Source organism: Promicromonospora xylanilytica, from assembly GCF_054782895.1.
This window is the reverse complement of record NZ_BAAGRP010000007.1, coordinates 687,562-706,663: the sequence shown is the minus strand read 5'-3', so window position 1 is coordinate 706,663 and position 19,102 is coordinate 687,562. Positions and strand designations below refer to the sequence as shown.

Annotated in this window: 16 protein-coding genes; 11 read left to right on the top strand and 5 right to left on the bottom strand. The window is 72.3% G+C overall.

Annotated elements, in window-relative coordinates; translation table 11 throughout:
* From ACYVK7_RS10970 to ACYVK7_RS10960, 3 genes are all read left to right on the top strand, one after another.
* Positions 1 to 1,152 (top strand): adenosine deaminase family protein, encoded by a 1,152-nt coding sequence (locus ACYVK7_RS10970; protein ID WP_460887712.1) that lies wholly within the window; start codon positions 1 to 3, stop codon positions 1,150 to 1,152.
* Positions 1,153 to 1,225: 73 nt separating this feature from the next.
* Positions 1,226 to 2,368 carry a GNAT family N-acetyltransferase gene (locus ACYVK7_RS10965; protein ID WP_460887711.1) on the top strand — a complete coding sequence of 381 codons (1,143 nt, stop codon included), beginning with the start codon at positions 1,226 to 1,228 and terminating at the stop codon, positions 2,366 to 2,368.
* A gap of 32 nt (positions 2,369 to 2,400) precedes the next feature.
* A complete protein-coding gene (locus ACYVK7_RS10960) occupies positions 2,401 to 3,516 on the top strand; it encodes a GNAT family N-acetyltransferase (protein ID WP_460887710.1) in 1,116 nt (371 codons plus the stop codon).
* Between the two features lie 12 nt (positions 3,517 to 3,528).
* Here the strand turns inward: ACYVK7_RS10960 and ACYVK7_RS10955 are convergent, their stop codons facing one another.
* On the bottom strand, positions 3,529 to 4,344 hold the full coding sequence (locus ACYVK7_RS10955) for a TrmH family RNA methyltransferase (RefSeq protein ID WP_460887709.1): 816 nt from the start codon (positions 4,342 to 4,344) through the stop codon (positions 3,529 to 3,531).
* Between the two features lie 59 nt (positions 4,345 to 4,403).
* Positions 4,404 to 5,174 carry an enoyl-CoA hydratase-related protein gene (locus tag ACYVK7_RS10950; protein ID WP_460887708.1) on the bottom strand — a complete coding sequence of 257 codons (771 nt, stop codon included), beginning with the start codon at positions 5,172 to 5,174 and terminating at the stop codon, positions 4,404 to 4,406.
* A gap of 68 nt (positions 5,175 to 5,242) precedes the next feature.
* Between ACYVK7_RS10950 and ACYVK7_RS10945 the strand changes: the two genes are divergently transcribed.
* The gene (locus ACYVK7_RS10945) at positions 5,243 to 6,412 is read left to right on the top strand and encodes an acyl-CoA dehydrogenase family protein (protein WP_460887928.1); all 1,170 of its coding nucleotides are present in this window, start codon (positions 5,243 to 5,245) and stop codon (positions 6,410 to 6,412) included.
* A gap of 79 nt (positions 6,413 to 6,491) precedes the next feature.
* Here the strand turns inward: ACYVK7_RS10945 and ACYVK7_RS10940 are convergent, their stop codons facing one another.
* On the bottom strand, positions 6,492 to 7,043 hold the full coding sequence (locus ACYVK7_RS10940; RefSeq protein ID WP_460887707.1) for a TetR/AcrR family transcriptional regulator: 552 nt from the start codon (positions 7,041 to 7,043) through the stop codon (positions 6,492 to 6,494).
* A 43-nt stretch (positions 7,044 to 7,086) separates the two neighbouring features.
* Entirely contained in the window at positions 7,087 to 8,100 is a 1,014-nt protein-coding gene (locus tag ACYVK7_RS10935; protein ID WP_460887706.1) for a hypothetical protein, read from the bottom strand.
* A gap of 237 nt (positions 8,101 to 8,337) precedes the next feature.
* Between ACYVK7_RS10935 and ACYVK7_RS10930 the strand changes: the two genes are divergently transcribed.
* Genes ACYVK7_RS10930 through ACYVK7_RS10915 form a run of 4 tightly spaced genes read left to right on the top strand, consistent with a single transcriptional unit; the run spans position 8,338 to position 12,671 of the window.
* Positions 8,338 to 9,483 carry a DUF4185 domain-containing protein gene (locus ACYVK7_RS10930; RefSeq protein WP_460887705.1) on the top strand — a complete coding sequence of 382 codons (1,146 nt, stop codon included), beginning with the start codon at positions 8,338 to 8,340 and terminating at the stop codon, positions 9,481 to 9,483.
* 56 nt (positions 9,484 to 9,539) lie between these two features.
* Positions 9,540 to 10,871, top strand: a complete 1,332-nt coding sequence (locus ACYVK7_RS10925; protein WP_460887704.1) for an ABC transporter substrate-binding protein — start codon at positions 9,540 to 9,542, stop codon at positions 10,869 to 10,871.
* Between the two features lie 13 nt (positions 10,872 to 10,884).
* Positions 10,885 to 11,853: a carbohydrate ABC transporter permease gene (locus ACYVK7_RS10920; RefSeq protein WP_460887703.1), complete on the top strand. Its 969-nt coding sequence runs from the start codon at positions 10,885 to 10,887 to the stop codon at positions 11,851 to 11,853.
* Complete coding sequence (locus tag ACYVK7_RS10915) at positions 11,850 to 12,671, top strand: carbohydrate ABC transporter permease (protein ID WP_460887702.1); 822 nt, start codon at positions 11,850 to 11,852, stop codon at positions 12,669 to 12,671. The genes ACYVK7_RS10920 and ACYVK7_RS10915 overlap by 4 nt, the downstream gene beginning before the upstream one ends.
* 47 nt (positions 12,672 to 12,718) lie before the next feature.
* On the opposite strand, the gene ACYVK7_RS10910 is transcribed toward ACYVK7_RS10915, so the two are convergent.
* Positions 12,719 to 13,843, bottom strand: a complete 1,125-nt coding sequence (locus tag ACYVK7_RS10910; protein WP_460887701.1) for a glycoside hydrolase family 172 protein — start codon at positions 13,841 to 13,843, stop codon at positions 12,719 to 12,721.
* A gap of 147 nt (positions 13,844 to 13,990) precedes the next feature.
* Here ACYVK7_RS10910 and ACYVK7_RS10905 point away from each other — a divergent pair, with 147 nt between their 5' ends.
* The 3 genes from ACYVK7_RS10905 to ACYVK7_RS10895 all read left to right on the top strand — a co-directional run bounded on the left by ACYVK7_RS10905 (position 13,991) and on the right by ACYVK7_RS10895 (position 19,080).
* Positions 13,991 to 14,980, top strand: coding sequence for a LacI family DNA-binding transcriptional regulator (locus ACYVK7_RS10905; protein ID WP_460887700.1), 990 nt, complete (start codon positions 13,991 to 13,993; stop codon positions 14,978 to 14,980).
* 108 nt (positions 14,981 to 15,088) lie between these two features.
* Complete coding sequence (locus tag ACYVK7_RS10900; RefSeq protein WP_460887699.1) at positions 15,089 to 16,615, top strand: FGGY-family carbohydrate kinase; 1,527 nt, start codon at positions 15,089 to 15,091, stop codon at positions 16,613 to 16,615.
* Entirely contained in the window at positions 16,612 to 19,080 is a 2,469-nt protein-coding gene (locus tag ACYVK7_RS10895) for a GH116 family glycosyl-hydrolase (RefSeq protein WP_460887698.1), read from the top strand. The genes ACYVK7_RS10900 and ACYVK7_RS10895 overlap by 4 nt, the downstream gene beginning before the upstream one ends.
* Positions 19,081 to 19,102: the final 22 nt, after the last annotated feature.

The following is a 19,102-nucleotide window of genomic DNA, read 5'->3' as shown; positions in this document are numbered from 1 at the left end:
ATGAACACTCTCCCCACCTCTCTGCCCACCGACGTGCCCACCGACCCGATCACCCTCGTCGACCGCATGCCCAAGGTCGACCTGCACTGCCACCTCATCGGCAGCGTCCGGGCGAGCACCTTCGCGGAGCTCGCACGCCGTGAGAAGCTCGCGCTGCCCGCGGCGCCCGAGCGCATCTACGCCGACGTCAACTCGCTGCCGCCCGACCCGGACCTGTACCGCGACACCCGCATCCCGGTACCGCAGGGGCGCAGCGCCGACGAGCCGGAGGTCTCCTACTCGCTCTTCCAGGTCTCCGGCTGGGTGGGCCAGGTGCTGCGCTCCGCCGACGACCTGACCCGCATCACCTACGAGGCCTTCGAGGCGGCGCACCGCACCAGCGCGACGCGCCACCTCGAGCTGTTCTTCGACGCGGTGCCCGAGCACCTGGCCGCGCTCGGCTACCTGGGCTCCGTCGAGGCGTACGCGGAGGGCATCCGGATGGCCGAGCGGGACTTCGGCATGACCGGCCGGCTGATCGCCGGCATCGACCGCAGCGGCTCGGCGCAGGACGCGCTGGACCGGGTGCGCACCGTCGTGGACCACCCGCACGAGTACGTCGCGGGGATCGGCCTGGACAACCTCGAGACCGCCGGTCCGCCCGAGCGCTTCGAGGCCGCCTACCGGCTCGCGGGGGAGGCGGGCCTTGGCCGCACGGCGCACTCCTCCGAGCACGCCCCCGTGGCGGTCAACACCGTGACCTGCCTGGACGTGCTCGGCTGCGACCGCATCGACCACGGCTACTTCGTGCTGCAGGACGACGACGTCGTGGCCCGCGTGCGCGACCAGCAGGTGCCGTTCACCGTCATCTCCACGACGTCGCGGCGCTCGTGGCGGCCGTGGCGGCGGGCTTCCATCGCGGCGATGCTCGACGCGGGGCTCAACGTGATCCCGGCGTCCGACGACCCGGGCATGTTCCCCACGTCGCTGGGCGCCGAGTACCGCATCCTCGCCGACGACCTCGCGGTGCCGGCCGACCGCCTGCGAGAGATGGCGCTGGCCGGCGTCGAGGCGTGCTGGCTGCCGCCGGCGGAGAAGGACGCGCTGCGGGCGCGCTTCGTCGCGGAGCTGGACGAGCTGGGGGCGGAGCTGGAGACGGCGCCGGAGCGCTGAGCCTCGGTCCGGACCTGGTCATCACCCGCAAAATCCCGTGCCGACGCCGCAGGGGTCGCCTAGCGTGGCCGACATGTCCACGCCAGCGCCCCTGCGTTCCGTCCCGTCCGACCCGGACCCCGCGCCGGCCCCCGTCGCGGAGCGCGCCGCGGCGCCCGCGACCCCCCGGGTGCCGACCACGGGCGACCTGACCTGGCGTCCCTGGACGCGCGCGGACGTCCCCGCGCTGGCGGCGCTCCTGCGCACCGTCCAGGAGGCCGACGGCCGCGACTGGTTCACCCCGGCCGACGAGGTCGCCGAGACCTTCGACGCCCCGGTGTTCGACGCCGCCGCCGACACCCTGGTGGGCACCGACGCCGACGGCGTGATGCGCGCGTACGGGCAGGTCGAGCGGTTCCCGAGCGAAGGAGTCACCCGCCTGCGCGTCTCCGTGACCGGCGGGGTGCACCCCACGCACCGCGGCCGGGGGATCGGCACGGAGCTGCTGGCCTGGGCGACGGGACGGGCCCGCCAGGCCCTCGCCGCACTGGGCACGGACCCGCGGCTCGACACGCTGCCGGCGCGCATCACCGCGCACATCGAGGACGGCGCCCCCGCAGAACGGCGCGACCTGCTGCGCGCCGGCGGGTTCGAGCCCCTCCGGTACTACGCGAACCTGCTGCGGGACCTGAGCGCGCCGGCGCCCGCCGTCGGGCTGGAGGCGCCGCTGCGCCTCGTGCCGTGGTCGGAAGCGCTGGACGACGCCACGCGCCTGGCCCGCAACGACGCGTTCCGCGACCACTGGGGCAGCCAGCCGCGCACACCGCAGTCGTGGCGCGCGTACCGCAGCTCGTTCGCCCCCGAGTGGTCCTTCGTGGTCGTGGACGAGTCGGTGCGGTACGAGGGCTCGGAGCAGGAGCAGCCGGGCGACACGACCGTGCCGCCGGGTACGCCCTACGTCGTCGGGCTGCACATGGCCTCGCGGTACGAGCACGACTGGGAGTCGCAGGGGTACACGGCGGGGTACACCGACCTGCTGGGCGTGCGCCGCGACTACCGGGGCCGCCGCGTCGCGGTAGCGCTGCTGACGCACGCGATGCGCGTCTTCGCCGACGCGGGCATGCAGAAGGCGGAGCTCGACGTCGACACGGACAACCCGACGGGCGCGACCGGACTGTACGCACGGCTCGGCTACACCAAGAGCGACGGCTCGACCCTTTTCACCATCGAGCTCTGACCGCACCGACGAGCTCTGAAGCCGGAGAGACCATGACCGTGGACACCACATCCCTCGCCCCCATCGCCGAACGCGCGGCCGCGCCCGCGACCCTCACCCTGCCGACGGCGGGCGGGCTCACCTGGCGCGCCGCCACCCGCGAGGACGCACCGGTCTGGCTGGCGCTGCGCAACCACATCGCGCGGGCCGACGCCGAGCCGTACGCGGAGACCCTGGAGGAGATCGAGGAGATCTTCGAGGGGGCGTGGCGCGACATGGCCGCGGACTCCCTGCTCGGGTTCGACGCCGACGGCGCGCTCGTCGCCTGGGCCCAGGTCGAGTGCCCGCCCGGAGACGTGACGCAGGTCCGGGCCTTCTGCTGGGGCGGCGTGCATCCCGACCGGCGCGGCGAAGGCATCGGCCGCGAGCTGCTGGCCTGGGAGGACGGCCGCGCACGGCAGCTCCTCGCGGCGTCCGGCAAGGACGTCCCCGCACGGATCGGCGTGTTCGCCGAGGACGACGGCCCCGCCTCCAAGCACCGGCTGTACGAGCGGGCGGGGTTCCAGGTGCGCCGGTACTACTCCGACCTGGCGCGACCCCTCAGCGGGCCCGACGCAGGACCCGTGCCGGACGTCCCGCTGCCGGGAGGGCTGCAGCTCGTGCCGTGGTCGGCGGACCTCGACGAGGCGACCCGCCTCGCGCACAACGACGCCTTCCGCGACCACTGGGGTAGCCAGCCGCAGACCCGCGAGCAGTGGACGCAGCGCGCCTGCTTCGCACCGGAGTGGTCCTTCGTCGTGGTGGACCCGGAGCCCGACGTCGCCGCGCTCCTCGCCTCGCCCCACACCGACGCCGACACGGCGGCCGTCCTGCGTGCCGGCGAGCCGCTCGTGGTCGGCTACGAGATCGCGGCCCGGTACACCGAGGACTTCGCGGTGCGCGGGTACACGTTCGGCTACACCGACATCCTCGGCGCGCGCCGTGCCTACCGGGGCCGCAAGGCTGCCCTCGCGGCGCTCGCCGCCGGTCTGCGGGCGTTCGCGGCAGACGGCATGCAGTACGCGGCGCTCGACGTCGACACGGCGAACCCGAGCGGCGCGCACGGCCTCTACGCGAGCCTCGGCTACGTCAAGACCTCCGGCTCCCGGATGTACTCGATCGAGCTCTGAGCGGGGCGCCGCTCAGTGCGCGGCCAGGCGCTGCCGCCGGGCCTCGTAGAGCACGACGGTCGCGGCGTTGGCCGCGTTGAGCGAGCTCGCGGAACCGGTCATCGGGATGCTCAGCGTCACGTCGGCGGCGTCGCGCCAGGCCCTGGTCAGGCCGGTGGTCTCGCTGCCCACCAGGAGCAGGACCGGCTGGGTGAGGTCGAAGGCCGAGACGTCCGCGTCGCCGTCCTCGTCCGTCGCCACGACCACGACGGGGACGCCCGCCGCCCGGCGCGCCGTCACCCACTCCATGACCTCGGCGGGGGAGGGGGCCCGCACCACGGGCGTCGCGAAGAACGACCCCGTGGTGGCTCGCACGGCCTTGGGGTCGTAGGCGTCGGCGGCGTGCCCGGTGGTGATCACGCCGTGCGCCCCGAACGCGTCGGCCGACCGGACGACCGCGCCGATGTTGCCCGGCTGGGTGGGCCGGTCGAACACCACGCCGAGGAAGTCCCGCCCCGCGTCGATGCGCCCCAGGTCGTCGGGCCGCATCGCGACGACGGCGAGCAGCTCCGCCTCGTCCTTCTCGGCCAGCTCCGCGAGCAGGTCGGGCGACATCTTGACGTGCTCGACGTGCGGGTGCGCGGCCAGCAGGTCCCTGGCCCACTGCGAGAGCCGGCGTTCGGCGTCGAACAGCAGCGCGCGCACCTCCCAGCCGTGCTCGACCGCCATGCTGATGGGCCGCACGCCCTGGACCACGAACTCGCCTGCCCTGTGCCGCTTGTTGCGGTTGGTGAGCAGGGTCTGCAGCAGCTGGAAGCGGGTGTTTCGGGAGGAGACTCGGGTGACCACCCACCCATCCAACACCGTCCCGGCGTTCTGGCCGCATCGAGCCGGCCGCATCGAGGGGCTCAGCGGCGCAGCAGCCGCCCCATCGCCGCCCGTGCGCGCTCCGAGCCGAACAGCTCGGCGGACCCGGCCACCGCCTGGTCCACGCGGGCGTCGAAGCGGGCGAGCACGTCGGCGTTGAGCAGCTCCTTGGTCGCGCTCAGTCCCTGCGGGTCGGCGGCCGCCAGCTCGCCGAGCACGCCGTCGAGCCGCTCGTCGAGAACGTCCGGCGGGACGGCTTGCGTCACCAGACCCCACGCCGTGGCCTCGGCGGCCGTGAACGGCGCCCCGGTCAGGAAGGTGCGCGACGCCGAGCGCGGCGTCATCCGCGGCAGCACCGCGAGCGAGATGACGGCGGGCGCGAGCGCGAGGCGCGCCTCGGTGAACGCGTAGGTGATGTGGTCGGCGCTGATCGCGACGTCGCACGCCGCGACCAGCCCGATCCCGCCGGCCCGGACCGGCCCGTGGACGCGCGCCACGACCGGCTTGGGCAGGGCGAGGATCGCGCGCAGCACGTCGGCCAGCCGCCGCGCGGAGCGGCTCATCCCGTCGGCCAGCGCCTCGGTGAGGTCGGCCCCCGAGCAGAACGCCGGGCCGTTCGCGGCCAGGACCACGGAGCGCACGTCGTCGTGCGCCGCGCGGTCAAGTGCGGCCTCGAGCTGGTCGAGCACGGCGTACGAGAGCGCGTTGCGGCGCTCCGGGCTGTCGAGCGTGATCCGTGCGTACGGCACGGGCGGGGCGTCGGCCGGTGCGACCTCTACGACGTCGTAGGCGACCTGACTCTGGTGCGGCATGTGAAGTCCTCCGGGTGGGGCCTGGCGCGATGAGGTTAATGGTGGTTAACCTCAGTGACATGCCTAACATGCATACCTCACCAGAGAACCCGGAGCACACCAAGCTCCGGGACGCGGTCCGGGACTTTGCCGACCGCGAGATCGCGCCCCACATCGCCCGATGGGACAGGGAGAGTCGCCTGCCCGTCGAGGTGGTGCACCAGATGGGGGAGCTGGGCCTGTTCGGCCTGACCGCCCCGGAGGAATACGGTGGGTCCGACCTCGGGCTCACCGGGCTCAGCATCGCCGTCGAGGAGATCGGCCGTGTGGACCAGTCCGTCGGCATCACGCTCGGAGCCGGCGTCGGTCTCGGAGTGGGCACCCTGCTGGCCTACGGAACCGAGGAGCAGAAGCGGACCTGGCTGCCCGACCTCGTCGCGGGCCGCCGCCTCGGCGCGTTCGGCCTGACCGAACCCGGCGCGGGCAGCGACGCCAACGCCATGAGCACCACCGCGGAGCTCGTCGACGGCGAGTGGGTCATCAACGGCGCCAAGCAGTTCATCACCAACTCCGGGACCCCCATCACCAGCCTCTGCACCGTCGCGGCGCGCACGGGCACGCTGCCCGACGGGCGGCCCGAGCTCAGCGCCATCCTGGTGCCGACCGACACCCCCGGGTTCATCGTCGAGCCCCTGCACGACAAGATGAGCTGGCGCTCCTGCGACACCCACGCCCTGCGGTTCGAGAACGTCCGCGTCCCCGAGGCGAACCTGCTCGGCGTACGGGGCAACGGGTTCAAGCAGCTCATGATCTCCCTCAACACCGGCCGGGTGGCCGTGGCGGCCCTGGCCACCGGCTGCACCCAGGCGATGCTCGAGCTGAGCGTGGAGCACGCAGGCGTGCGCCCCACCTTCGGCGGGCCGATCGGCCGCAAGCAGGGCGTCGCCTTCCAGATCGCCGACCTCGAGGTGATGCTCCAGGCCAGCCGGGCGCTCACCTACCGGGCCGCCGCACTCAAGGACGACGGCGCACCGCTCGACGAGTTCCGCAGGGCCTCGTCCGTCGCCAAGCTCTACGCCACGGAGTCCGCTGTGACCGCCACGCGCATCGCCGCGCAGGTGTTCGGCGGCTACGGCGTGATGGAGGACGGCCCCATCGCCCGCTTCTACCGCGACGCGAAGGTGCTGGAGATCGGCGAGGGCACGTCGGAGCTCCAGCGCATGCTGATAGCGCGCGGCCTGGGCCTCCCGGTCGAGTAGCCCCGTTGAGTGCTGGGTATCTGTCCTCTCTAACCGTTTCGAAGGGGCAGATAGCCAGCACTCAACGGCCAGGGTGAGGTCAGGGGAGGAGGGCTGAGCGGGCCATGGTCGTCAGCAGGTCCCGCATGGCCGCGCGGCCGATGCGGGCGCTGTGCGGGGTCGAGTTGAGCAGGCCGAACGCCGCCTGTACCGCCGCGCGCGCCTGCTGCGCCGACAGGTCCGGGCGCAGCGGCAGCAGGGCGTCGCACCACACGTCGACGTAGGCGAGCTGGCGCTGCCGGACCTGTGTCCGCGCGTCGGCCCCGAGCGCGCCCCACTCCCGTTCCTGCACGACGATCAGCGCGGGGTTGTCGAGCGCGAAGTCGGAGTGCCGGGCGATCAGGGCCTCCAGGGCACCCTCGGGCGCTGCGTCCGGTGCGGACAGCAGCTCCCGCGCCCCGGCGAGGAGCTGGTCCGAGGCGTGGAGCAGGCACTGCCCGAGGATGTCGTCCTTGCTCGCGAAGTGCTTGTAGAGGGCGGGTCCCGAGACGCCGACGGCCGCGCCGATGTCCCCCATGGAGACGCCGTGGAAGCCACGGGCGGCGAACAGGTCGGCGGCCGTGCTCAGGATCTGCTGCCGGCGCGGGGTCACGGGAGCAGTCTAGAAGCGGGGGCGCCGTGCCGGTACGCGCAGGTCAGGCACCGGTGTGCCGGGCGGCCGCCGCCGCGACGTCGGCGTCCTCCCGGAACGGCTCGGCCCAGTAGACGAGCTCCTGCCCGTCGCGGAACGGCTCGACCACCTCGAAGTTCTCGTAGGACACGCCGCCGGGGATCGGGGCGGCGCTCGCCCAGTAGGCGGAACGCCCGTTGACGAGGACCTCGAGCGCGTCGCTCGGCTCGGGCACCCGCCAGCCCTGGACCGCCTTGGCCCCGGTGTACCGCCAGTGCGCCGCCGTGTCCGGATGGTGCGTCGCCTCGTGCGGCTCCGCCTCGTCCGGCGTCGCCCACACGCTGAGCGCGCCGTCGGACCGGGCGAGCAGCGTGCGCCCGAACCTGCCGTGGGCCGTGAAGCCGGTCCCCCCGAAGCCGGGCCACAGCTCGGCGGGCGTGACGACCCGCTCGCGCAGGTGCAGCCGGCGCAGCCGGGCGAAGTTGCCCATCGTGGCGGTGAGCACGCACGACTCGAGCGGTACCGACCCGTCCCGGAGCGAGGCCGCGAGGGACACCTCGCGCGGCCGGTCGGCGCGGAACCGCACCCGCACCACCACCTCGGCGCCGTTCTCGAAGCGCTCGCTGTGCACGTGGACGGTGAGGTGCTCGACGCCGCCGATCGTCTCGACGACGCCGCGAGCCGGCCGCAGGGGGTCGCGGGGTGTCGGGTCCTGCGGGTCGTCGGCGCTCCAGAAGCGCTTGCCGGGGGCGTCGTCGAGCGCGCTGTGCTCCAGCTCCGAGTAGCCGCGCTCGGTCGCGCCCAGCGCGATCGGCTCGACGGCGACGAAGTTGAGCAGCCGGTCGCGCGGGTGCCCCAGATAGGGGGCGTAGACGCGCAGCAGCCCGCGCGGCCCGCGCAGCGGGTGCAGACCCACCTGCAGCCCGTCGGTGAAGCCCCAGCGCGGCTCCGCGGGTGTCTCGCCGGCGGGGCGGAGCCAGCCGCCGTCGGTCTCGGGCAGGTTGATCCGGCCGTGGGGCGCGGGGGCGGGGTGCGTCATGTGGACCTTCCAGACCTGGACGTCGTCGTACGGGCGGGAGTGCGAGCGGCAGGCTAGTCTGATCCGAAACCGGTTTCAAGTAGGATGAGCCCGCCTCGACGATTTCCTGGCCGTCATACGGTGCAAAGAGTCCGGAACGTGGCTGTTTGCAGCGCGATCTGGCCGCTCGAGCAGGTACTTGACGGTGAAATCGGTTTCTGCCACCCTGGGCATATCGCCATCGATCGAGGAGGATTCATGGCACGCAGGCTCGGGCGCACCGCGTTCGTCGTCGCACCGGCAGTCGGTGCTCTGTCACTCGTCGCGAGCGTCGGCTCCGCCGCCGTCGCGGGCCCCGCCGACGGCGGCGAGGGCTTCGTGCTCGCCGCCGTCACCCAGGTCGAGCGCGTCGGACAGATCACCGGGGCGGAGGGTCCGGGGGACACGACGCGGTACGACGTGAACTTCACGGACCTCGGTTCGATGTTCGAGGCCGACGGCAAGATGTGGTTCGCGTTCGGCGACACCTTCGGTGAGCGCGACGACGGCATGACAGGGGGCGGAGGCTCCCACTGGCGGTCGAACACCCTGGGTTTCACCACCGACACCGACCCGTCCGACGGCGTGACGATCGAGGGGATGATCCTCGACGACGCCGGCGCGGCGAAGGAGGTGCTGAGCTCCAAGAAGGTCGACGGCGACGAGATGACGGTGATCCCCACCCACGGGTTCGCCACGGACGCCGGGATGTACCTGCACTACATGTCGGTGCGGCAGTGGGGGACCCCTGGCGAGTGGGAGGTCAACCACGCCGGCCTGGCGAGGTCGACCGACCAGGGGCAGACCTGGACCAAGCTGGACGCCCCCCGGTGGAGCGGGGACTCGGGCTTCGTGCAGATCAGCCCTGCCCACGTGACCGTCGACGGCCGCGACTGGCTCTACGTCTGGGGGATCACGCACGGCCGCTTCGGCGGCGTCTCGCTCGCCCGGGTCCCCGCCGCGCACGTGGAGGACCCGGATGCCTGGCAGTACTTCGCCGGGCTGAGGAACGGCCGGCCGGGCGCCGACGACCGGCCGCGGTGGGTCGCCGACCCCGCGAAGGCCGCCCTGGTCCTCGACGACACGGTCGGCGAGCTCTCCGTGGTCTGGAACGACCATCTCGACCGCTGGGTCATGACCTACCTCGCCGAGGGCCGCGGCGTCGTGCTCCGCGAGGGGCTGTCCCCGTGGGGGCCGTGGGGCGAGCCGATCGAGCTCGTCGGCGCCACGGAGGTGCCCGGCCCGTACGCCCCGTACATGCACCCGCGCTACACGCAGGACGGCGGGCGAACCATCTACTTCACGCTGTCGATCTGGGATCCGTACAACGTCTTCTGGTACCGGGCCGACCTGGTCAAGAGGTGACCCGGATGACTGCACGAACGAGCTCACGGACGAGCTCTCACACCGAGGAGAACACCATGTTCAGCAAGCGATCACGCCGGGCGGTCGGCATCGCGGCCGCCGTCGTGACGGCCTTCGGCCTCGCCGCGTGCGGGAGCGGCGGCGAGACCGCCGCCGACGGACGCGTGCACGTCACGTTCTGGCAGCAGAAGTTCGAGGACTACCAGCAGAAGTGGTTCAAGGAGAACGTCGAGGCGTTCAACGCCTCGCAGGACGAGGTCACCGTGGACCTCCAGGTGGTGCCCGCCGACACGTGGGAGCAGAAGCTGCAGGCGGCGCAGGCGGCAGGCAAGCAGCCGGACGTCGCCACGACGAGCTACGGGAACATCAAGTCGGGCGTCGCCGAGGGCAAGTTCGCCCCGCTGGACGAGTTCCTCCCCGCCGAGGCCTTCAGCGACCTCAAGGAGAACGTCGCCCCGTTCGTCACCGTCGACGACCAGCACTACGCCTACCCGATGCTCGTCGAGCCCTCCACCGTCCTGTACTACCGCTCCGACCTCGTCAAGGAGGCCGGGCTCGACCCCGACAGCCCGCCCGAGTCCTGGGACGAGCTGCTGGCGTGGTCGAAGGCCCTGACGAAGGACGACGTCAAGGGCATGACCGTCGCCTCGACCGCCGCGGACCTCAGCTGGTCGAGCTGGGGCCTCCAGCTCAACGCGTGCGGCCACCTGCCGATCGAGGACGACTGGTCGGCCGCGCGGGCGACGGAGCCGTGCTTCGCGGACCTCGCGAACTTCTACAAGGAGCTCTACCAGGAGAACCTCATGCCGCAGCAGCCCAAGGTGGGCTACGCGGACGGTCAGCCGTACGGCGAGGGCGAGGTGGCGATGATGCAGGGCGGGTCCTGGGTGGTGGGCCAGCTCAAGAACGACTTCCCCGACGTCGTCGACAAGACCATGGTGGCCCCCTTCCCGTCCGCCGACGGCGACGTGACGGCGACGACCGCGACCCTCGGCGGGTGGACGCTCACGCTCGACTCGAAGTCCGAGGCGCCCGAGGAGACCGCGCGGTTCATCGAGTACCTGCTCGCGGGGGACCCGGAGATCATGGCCGGCTTCTTCAAGGAGACGGGCTACTCGAAGTACACGGTCCGTGACTCGGTGGACGAGCTGCTCGCGGACGACCCCGAGGCCTCCGCCGACCCGTTCATGACGGTCATCTCCGAGCAGGTGGTACCGAACGGCCAGGCGGAGCCCGCGTACCCGTACGACATCGCGCTCGCCATGGGCACCGCGCTCGAGTCGGCGATGAAGGGCACCACCGACGTCGACGGCTCGCTCCAGGGCGCCGACGACGCCATCAACGACATCATCGAGAAGCAGAAGCTCTCGGGCACCGCGACGAGCTAGGAAGGACCGCACAGTGTCCGTCACCGCGACCCAGCAGCATCCCGCGGCGCCCGGCGCGACAGGGGGCCTCGCCGGCGGACGTCGTCCGGCCGGCGCGGCCCCCGCCCGCCCGCGCGACAACGTCACCGCCTACCTGATGATCGCGCCCATGGTGATCCTGCTCGGGATCTTCGTCATGTGGCCGCTCGCGTACGCGTTCTACCTCAGCGGGTTCGAGATCAGCTTCTACTCCGACCCGGAGTTCGTCGGCCTGCAGTTCTACCGGTACGTGCTCGAGGACGAGCGGTTCTGGGCGTCCCTCGGCGTCGGCCTCTACTACGCGGCGATGGTGGTCCCGACCGGGATGCTCATCTCGCTGCTGATCGCCAGCTTCATCAAGACGCTCAGCGTGCGCATGGCGAGCTTCCTGAAGACGACGATCTACGTGCCCGCCGTGGTCTCCACGGTGGTGGCGTCGGTGCTGTTCGTCTTCATCTACCAGGACCAGGGCCTCGCGAACTGGCTGCTCGGCGCGCTGAACGCCGGCCCCGTCGCGTGGCTCAACGACCCGGCGCTGGCGCTGCCCGCCATCGCGGTGCCGGGCATCTGGCTCGGCCTCGGGCTCACCACGCTCATCATGCTGGCCGGGCTCCTGGACATCCCGGAGAGCTACTACGAGTCGGCGCGGCTGGACGGCGCGACGTTCGTCCAGCGCACCTGGTACATCACCATCCCGCTGCTGAAGAACGTGCTCCTGTACCTGTTCGTCACGGGCACGGTGGCAGCGCTCCAGATGCTCGACCTGCCGCTCATCATGACGAACGGCGGGCCGGTCAACGCGACCACCACCCCCAACCTGTTCATCTTCAACACGTTCCGGGACGGGAGCGAGTACTCGGTGAGCTTCTCGCTCACCGCCGCCCTGCTGCTCTTCCTGGTGCTGGGCGGCATCTCGGCCCTCGTGTTCCGGCTCATCAGCTCCGAGAAGGCGATCGACGGATGACCAGATCTCTACGCGCCGCTGTCGTCAAGTGGGTGCTGCTCGTGCTCATCTCGTTGAGCGTGCTGTTCCCGCTCGCCTGGATGGCGATCGCCGGCTTCAAGGGCAAGACGGAGGTGCTCTCCAGCCCGTTCCAGTTCTTCCCCGAGGTCTGGCGGTTCCAGAACTACGCCGACATCCTCGCGGACCCGCAGTTCTCCCGGTCCATGGCGGTGACGCTGCTGGGCGCGATCATCTTCACGGCGGGGAGCCTCGCCGTGAACTCGATGGCCGCGTACGCGCTGGCCCGGCTCGACTTCGCGGGGAAGCGGTTCTGGTGGGTGTACTGCATCCTGCCGATGTTCGTGCCGATGATGGCCATCCTGCTGACGTCGTTCGTGGTCGTCACGGAGCTGGGCATGCTCGACACGCTGGCGGTGCTCATCATCCCGGGCATCGCGTCCTCGGTGCAGATGTTCTTCGTCCGCCAGTTCTACCTGGGCATGCCCATGGCCCTCGAGGAGGCGGCCCGGATCGACGGCTGCACGCGGTGGCAGATCTTCACGCGCATCTTCGTGCCCCAGTCGGGATCCGTGTTCGTCGTCGTGGGCATCGGGTCGTTCCTCGCCTACTGGAACGCCTACGTCTGGCCCATCCTCACGATCACCGACCCGAACCTCATGCAGATCATGCAGTTCCTCGGCACCTTCCGGTCCGAGCGCGGCAACGAGTGGGGCCTGCTCATGGCCGGCTCCACCCTCGCGGCCCTGCCCACGATCATCCTGCTGCTGTTCTTCCAGCGGTTCGTCGTGGCCGGCGTGCGCATCTCGGGCATGAAGTGACGGACGCGGCGCGCACACCGCTCTCGCGGGTGCGCGCCGCGGCGTGCTCAGTCGCGCGGAGCGCGCGGCGGCGTCGCCCCGATGTCGGGCACCGGGCCGGTGGCCAGGTGTACCTCCATGCCGTCGGCCGTCGGTGCGGCGGGGCGGTGGGTGGCCGGCCGGTCCAGGTAGAACAGCGCCGTCGACGCGATGTCGTCGCGCAGGGGGAGGTACCGCCACCCGCTGCGCCAGCCGAGGGCCTGGATGTCGACGCGCAGCCGCTCGGCGAAGTGGATCGGGTCCGTGACGTGCCAGCGGTACATGCCGAAGCGCTGCTGGCTCGCGTACAGGCCGTCGGGCCGGATCACCTGGGGCATGCCGAGGTACGGCGTCGAGAACTCCGTGTAGCCCTGGCCGGGCACGTCGAAGTTCCACGCGCCGCCGAAGTAGTCCTCGGTGCCGGTGCCGCAGATCGTCGGGTAGTCCTCGTCGGCGTCGAGGTAGAACTTGATCTCGCCCTCGCCCCACCAGCCGTTGGAGTTCACGCCCCACGCGATGTAGGTGCCGACGTAGTGCCCCGAACCCTCCACGCCCTCGACGATGGTGTGCGGCACGCGGTCCTCGAGCGGGTTGCTGCGGCGCCACTGGGCGTGGAAGTAGCCCTCGCCCGAGTAGTCGCCGCCCTGCTCGTAGGTGACCTGGTAGTAGACGCGGACGTCCACGTCGGACGTGTTCTCCAGCGTCAGCCGGGCGCCCGAGCGGAACGGCATGGGCCAGTAGGAGTTGAAGCCGCCGTGCGGGTTCGCGGCCACCATCTGCGAGTCGACCTGGGTGAACACGCCCCAGCCGCTGCAGAAGAAGTCGCCGTAGGGCACCTCGACGGCCGGCTCCGTCGCGCCGTCCCAGAAGGCGCGCAGCACGAGCGTGCGCCAGTTGTCGGTGTGCGTGGTGATCCAGATGTGCGTGATCTTGCCGGCGCCGTGGATGGTGGCCAGGTCGAACGTCTCGCCGGCCGGGATGTCGACGCTCGGCGAGATCTTCCATCCGGGGCCGAGGTCACGCGCCGACGCGGCGCCCGTGCCTTCCGTCGCGCGCCCACCACCGCCCTCCGAGCCGTCGAAGTTCTCGGGGCTGATCGATCGGGTGCGGACGTCGCGGAGGGTCGAGACGCCCCGCAGGCCAGGGTCGAGCATGTGGGACCACACTTCCTCGTGCGTAGGGGCCGCGGAGGGCCTTCTTGTGAAACCGATTTCACCAATGTATGGTCGACTCAGGCCCGTGTCAACCAGCTCGGGAGCGCACGGCCGCCGCCGTGTTTCACACCTGCCGGAGGGACGTCGATGGCCACGATCTACGAGGTCGCCGAGCTCGCCGGTGTCTCGCCGGCGACGGTGTCCCGCGTCTTCAACGGCACCCGGGTCTCGCCGGAGAACGCCGAGCGGGTCCGCCAGGCGGCGGCGAAGCTGAGCTTCACGCCCAACCGCACGGCGCGCACCCTGCGCAGGCAGCACTCCGAGGTGATCGCCCTGGTGATCCCGGACATCGAGAACCCGTACTTCACGGAGATGGCCAGGGGGGTCGAGGACGTGGCGCAGGAGGCCGGGTTCTCCGTGGTGCTGTGCAACACGGACTCGCAGCCTGCCAAGGAGGCCACCTACTTCCAGATCGCGCTGTCGGAGAGCATGGCGGGCATGATCGTGGCCCCCGCGTCGAGCCGCAGCGACCTGGCGGGCGTCATCGGGCGCGGCCGGCCGGTGGTCACCGTGGACCGCACCACCGACTTCGACGTGGACGCCGTGGTGATGTCCAACCGGCCCGCCGGGCGGGCGGCCACGGATGCCCTCTACCAGGCCGGATACCGCAGGATCGCCTGCATCACGGGGCCGGAGGACATCGACACCGCGAACGAGCGGGCACAGGGCTGGCGGGACGTCGTGACCCGGCACGAGATTTTCGCCGACCCCGACGAGTACCTCCGGTACTCGACCTTCCGGGTCGACGGCGGGGTCGAGGTGGTGGCCGAGCTGCTCGCGCTGCCCGAGCCCCCGGACGCGATAGTCGCCGCGAACAACCTGCTCGGCGTGGGCGCGCTGCAGGTGCTCACCGAGCGCGAGCTCACGCCGTCGCGCGTGGGCGTCGCCGTCATCGGCGGGCTGCCGTTCACGACGCTGCCACCGAGCGCGGTCACCGTGGTGCGGCTGCCCGCCCGGAACATGGGCGTCACGGCCGCGCGGATCCTGATCGACCGGATCAAGGGCGACACCCAGCCGGCCCGCACCATCGTGCTGCGCAACCAGCTCGTCCCGGGGCGTCACCGGGCGGCCGGCTGACCGACCGGGGCCCCGTCGGAGGGCCCCGGTGCCGGCTCTTCGGCACCTTGAACGTGAAATCGATTTCTGCCACAGTGGTCCCTGAGCGGACGATCAAGGAGGATCCAGATGGGCCTGCAGTGCACCCTGGGCGTCGACATCGGCACGTCGTCCAGCAAGGGCGTCCTCGTCAGCGAGGGCGGGGAGGTGCTGGGGACCGCGGTCCGGGAGCACCGCGTGGAGCGTCCGGCCCCCGGGCATGTCGAGGCGGACGCGCGCCTCTGGTGGCGTGAGCTCACCGAGCTGTCCCGCGAGCTGCTCGACGGCGCGGCGGCGGCAGGCCTGGACGTCACCGTCGGCGCCGTCGGTGTGAGCGGGATGGGCCCGTGCGTGGTGCTCGCCGACGAGCGCCTCGAACCCGTGCGCCCGGCGATCCTCTACGGCGTCGACACACGCGCCACCGAGCAGATCGCGCAGATGACGGACGAGCTCGGCGCCGACGCCGTCGTCGCACGCGGCGGTTCCGCGCTGACGACGCAGGCGGCCGGGCCCAAGATCCTGTGGGTGGCGCAGCACGAGCCGGAGGCGGCCGCTCGCGGCCGGCGGCTCTACATGATGCCGGCGTCCTACCTCGTCGCCCACCTCACCGGCGAGTACGTGCTGGACCACCACTCGGCGAGCCAGTGCAACCCGCTCTACGACCTCGAGGGCCGCCGGTGGTACGAGCCCTGGTGCGAGCGCTACGCACCGGGCATCGAGCTGCCGCGGCTCCTGTGGGCGGGCGAGGTGGCCGGCACCGTCACGGCCGAGGCGAGCCGGGCCACCGGCATCCCCACCGGGTGCCCGGTGATCGCCGGCACGATCGACGCCTGGTCGGAGGCCGTGAGCGTGGGCGCGCACGAGGTCGGCGACCTCATGGTCATGTACGGGACCACCATGTTCCTCGTCGCGACCACGCGGGACGTGGTCCGCACGCCGTCCATGTGGAGCACGGTGGGCGCGCTCGCGGACCGGACCTGCCTCGCGGGTGGCATGGCGACGTCGGGGGCCATCACGGCCTGGATCCGCGAACTGGTGAGCGCGGACGGTGCGGGTCCCGGCTACCCGGAGCTCCTGGCGGAGGCCCACGAGTCGGGACTCGGCGGGCGCGGCCTGCTGATGCTCCCGTACTTCGCGGGCGAGCGGACCCCGGTGCAGGACCCGCACGCCCGCGGCGTGGTCGCCGGGCTCACCCTGTCGCACGGCCGCGGCGACCTGTACCGCGCGGCGCTGGAGGCCACCGCCTTCGGGGTGCGGCACAACATCGAGACGCTGCGCTCGGCCGGCGCGCGCATCGACCGTGTGGTGGCAGTCGGCGGTGGCACGGCGGGAACGCTCTGGACGCAGATCGTCAGCGACGTCACGGGCCTGGTCCAGGAGGTGCCCGTCACGACGATCGGCGCGTCCTACGGCGCCGCCTTCCTCGCGGCCCGCGCGGTCGCGCCGCCCGGCGCCGAGCCGTCGATCACCGCCTGGAACCCGGTGGCCGAGCGCCGGGTCCCCGACGCCGCCGCGCACGCCCGCTACGACCTGCTCTACGCGCAGTACCGCGCCCTGTACGAGGCGAGCGCCGACGTGGTGCACGCGCTGGTCGAGCTCGAGGCGGGTGCAGCGTGACGGGACCGGGTCGCGTGCTGGACGCCGCCGCGTCGGCCGCCGCGTTCCCGCTGGGCGGGATCGGCACGGGCAACGTGTCGGTGGGCGCACGGGGCGAGCTGCGCGACTGGGAGCTCGCGAACCGGCCGGCGAAGGGCGCGAAGAACCCCTTCTCGTTCTTCGCCGTCCGGGTCGCGCCGGACGGCGCGGCGCCCGTCACGCGCGTGCTCGAGGCGCGGCACCGCCCGCCGCACGAGGCGGACCAGGGCTACTACGCGGGTGACGTCGCCGGGCTGCCCCGGCTCGCCGACACCCGCGTGCGGGGCCGGTACCCGGTGCTGGACCTCGACTTCGTCGACGAGGAGCTGCCCGTCGCGGTGTCGCTCACCGCGTTCACCCCGTTCGTGCCGCTGGACGAGGACGACTCGGGCATCCCGTGCGCCGTGCTGCGCTACCGGGTGCACAACCCCGGACCGGCCCCCGTGCGGGTGTCCGTGGCGGGGTCGCTCGCCAACCCCGTGGGGGCGGGTCCGGGGCGCGACGTCTTCCACTTCCCGCAGTACGCGGGGCGCCCGTGCAACGCGTGGCGGGCGGAGGACGGGATCAGCGGCCTGTTCCTGTCCTCCGACCTGCCCGGCGACCATCCGGGGTCGGGCACCGTCGCCCTGACGGCCGCCCCCTCGGCAGGTCGGGTCAGCACCAAGCCGACCTGGCTGTACGGGGCGTGGCAGGACGGCGTCCAGCGGTTCTGGGACGAGTTCCGGGACACCGGCGTCCTGACGCCGGAGCCCGTGGCGAGCCTCGACCCCGAGCCGCACCCGGCCTGGATGACGCGGCTGCGCGTGGGCTCCCTCGCGGTCGAGGCCGACCTCGCGCCGGGCGCGTCGCACGACTTCGAGTTCCGGCTCACGTGGCACTTCCCGAACCGGCCCCGCGGCTGGGCGGGCAACATCATCGGCGACGACCCGCACCTCGACGAGGTGGTGCGCAACGCCTACGCCCGGCGGTACGACGACGCGTGGGCCGTCGCCGTCGACCTGGACCGGCGCGGCGGCGCCCTGGAGTCGGCGACCCGCGCCTTCACCGGCGCGCTCTACGACAGCACGCTGCCGGAACCGGTGCTGGACGCCGTCGGGTCGAACCTGGCAGCCATCCGCAGCACCACCTGCTTCCGGCTCGAGGACGGCACGTTCGCCGCCTGGGAGGGCAGCTTCGACCAGGTGGGCAGCTGCGAGGGCACGTGCACGCACGTGTGGACCTACGCGCAGTCCCTCGCCTGGCTGTTCCCCGCCCTGGAGCGCAGCGCGCGCCGTACCGAGCTGCTGGTCGAGACGCGCGCCGACGGCCGCATGAACTTCCGCGCCAACCAGATCTTCGGCTCGCCCGCGTGGGACTTCCACCCCGTGGTGGACGGTCAGCTCGGCACGGTGCTGCGCGTGTACCGCGAGTGGCTGCTCAGCGGCGACGACGCGTTCGTCCGCGAGGTGTGGCCGAGCCTCGTACGGGCGGTCGAGTTCGCGTTCGCCCAGTGGGACGGCGACGGCGACCTCGTGCTCGACGGCACGCAGCACAACACGTACGACATCGAGTTCGTCGGCACCGACTCCCGCGCCGGCTCGATCTTCTACGCGGGGCTGCGCGCGGCCGCCGAGCTGGCCGACCGGATGGGCGACCGGGCGCTCGCGACCCGCTGGCGGGAGGCCGCCACCGTGGGCGCCGAGCGCATGGACCGGCTGCTCTTCAACGGCGAGTACTACCAGCAGCACCTGGACGACGTCGACGCGGTGCGCTACCAGTTCGGCACCGGCGTGCTCAGCGACCAGCTGCTCGGCCAGCTCCTCGCGCACGTCGTGGGCCTGGGCCACCTGTTCCCGCCCGAGCACGTGGGCTCGGCCATGCGAGCGGTGCACACGCACAACTTCCGGCCCTCGCTGCTGGCGCACGAGAGCGTGCAGCGCACGTACGCGCTCGGGGACGAGGCAGGGCTCGTCCTGTGCTCGTGGCCTCGCGGCGGCCGCCCGCGCATCCCGTTCGTGTACGCCGACGAGGTGTGGACCGGCGTCGAGCACCAGGTCGCCGCGCACCTGGCGGTCGAGGGGCTGGTCGACGAGTCGCTCCAGATAGTCGCCGCCACCCGGGCGCGGCACGACGGGTACCGGCGCAACCCGTGGAACGAGGTGGAGTGCGGCAACCACTACGCCCGCTCGCTGGCGTCCTGGGCCCTCCTGCTCGCCTACTCCGGCGTACGCACGAACGTCGCCGAGGCGCGGATCACCGTCGACCCGCCGCCCGGTACCGGCAGCGTCCGGTCCTTCTTCAGCACCGGCACGGCGTGGGGCCGGCTCGAGCTCGACGACGACGGCCTGCGGCTCCACGTCGACGGCGGAGAGCTGCGTCTCGACCACGCCGTGGTGCGCGGCGCCGTGCTCACCCGTACCGGGGCCGGCCCGGCACGGTCCGGACAGACCCTCGCCTTCACCCCATGAACCCGCACCCACTGAACCACAG

Coding starts and splice junctions, on each gene's coding strand:
- ACYVK7_RS10960 (WP_460887710.1), top strand. CDS start 2,401: ATGACCGTGGACACCACATCCCTCGCCCCCATCGCCGAACGCGCGGCC.
- ACYVK7_RS10910 (WP_460887701.1), bottom strand. CDS start 13,843: ATGCTCGACCCTGGCCTGCGGGGCGTCTCGACCCTCCGCGACGTCCGC.
- ACYVK7_RS10905 (WP_460887700.1), top strand. CDS start 13,991: ATGGCCACGATCTACGAGGTCGCCGAGCTCGCCGGTGTCTCGCCGGCG.
- ACYVK7_RS10900 (WP_460887699.1), top strand. CDS start 15,089: ATGGGCCTGCAGTGCACCCTGGGCGTCGACATCGGCACGTCGTCCAGC.
- ACYVK7_RS10925 (WP_460887704.1), top strand. CDS start 9,540: ATGTTCAGCAAGCGATCACGCCGGGCGGTCGGCATCGCGGCCGCCGTC.
- ACYVK7_RS10965 (WP_460887711.1), top strand. CDS start 1,226: ATGTCCACGCCAGCGCCCCTGCGTTCCGTCCCGTCCGACCCGGACCCC.
- ACYVK7_RS10930 (WP_460887705.1), top strand. CDS start 8,338: ATGGCACGCAGGCTCGGGCGCACCGCGTTCGTCGTCGCACCGGCAGTC.
- ACYVK7_RS10935 (WP_460887706.1), bottom strand. CDS start 8,100: ATGACGCACCCCGCCCCCGCGCCCCACGGCCGGATCAACCTGCCCGAG.
- ACYVK7_RS10950 (WP_460887708.1), bottom strand. CDS start 5,174: ATGCCGCACCAGAGTCAGGTCGCCTACGACGTCGTAGAGGTCGCACCG.
- ACYVK7_RS10945 (WP_460887928.1), top strand. CDS start 5,243: ATGCATACCTCACCAGAGAACCCGGAGCACACCAAGCTCCGGGACGCG.
- ACYVK7_RS10915 (WP_460887702.1), top strand. CDS start 11,850: ATGACCAGATCTCTACGCGCCGCTGTCGTCAAGTGGGTGCTGCTCGTG.
- ACYVK7_RS10970 (WP_460887712.1), top strand. CDS start 1: ATGAACACTCTCCCCACCTCTCTGCCCACCGACGTGCCCACCGACCCG.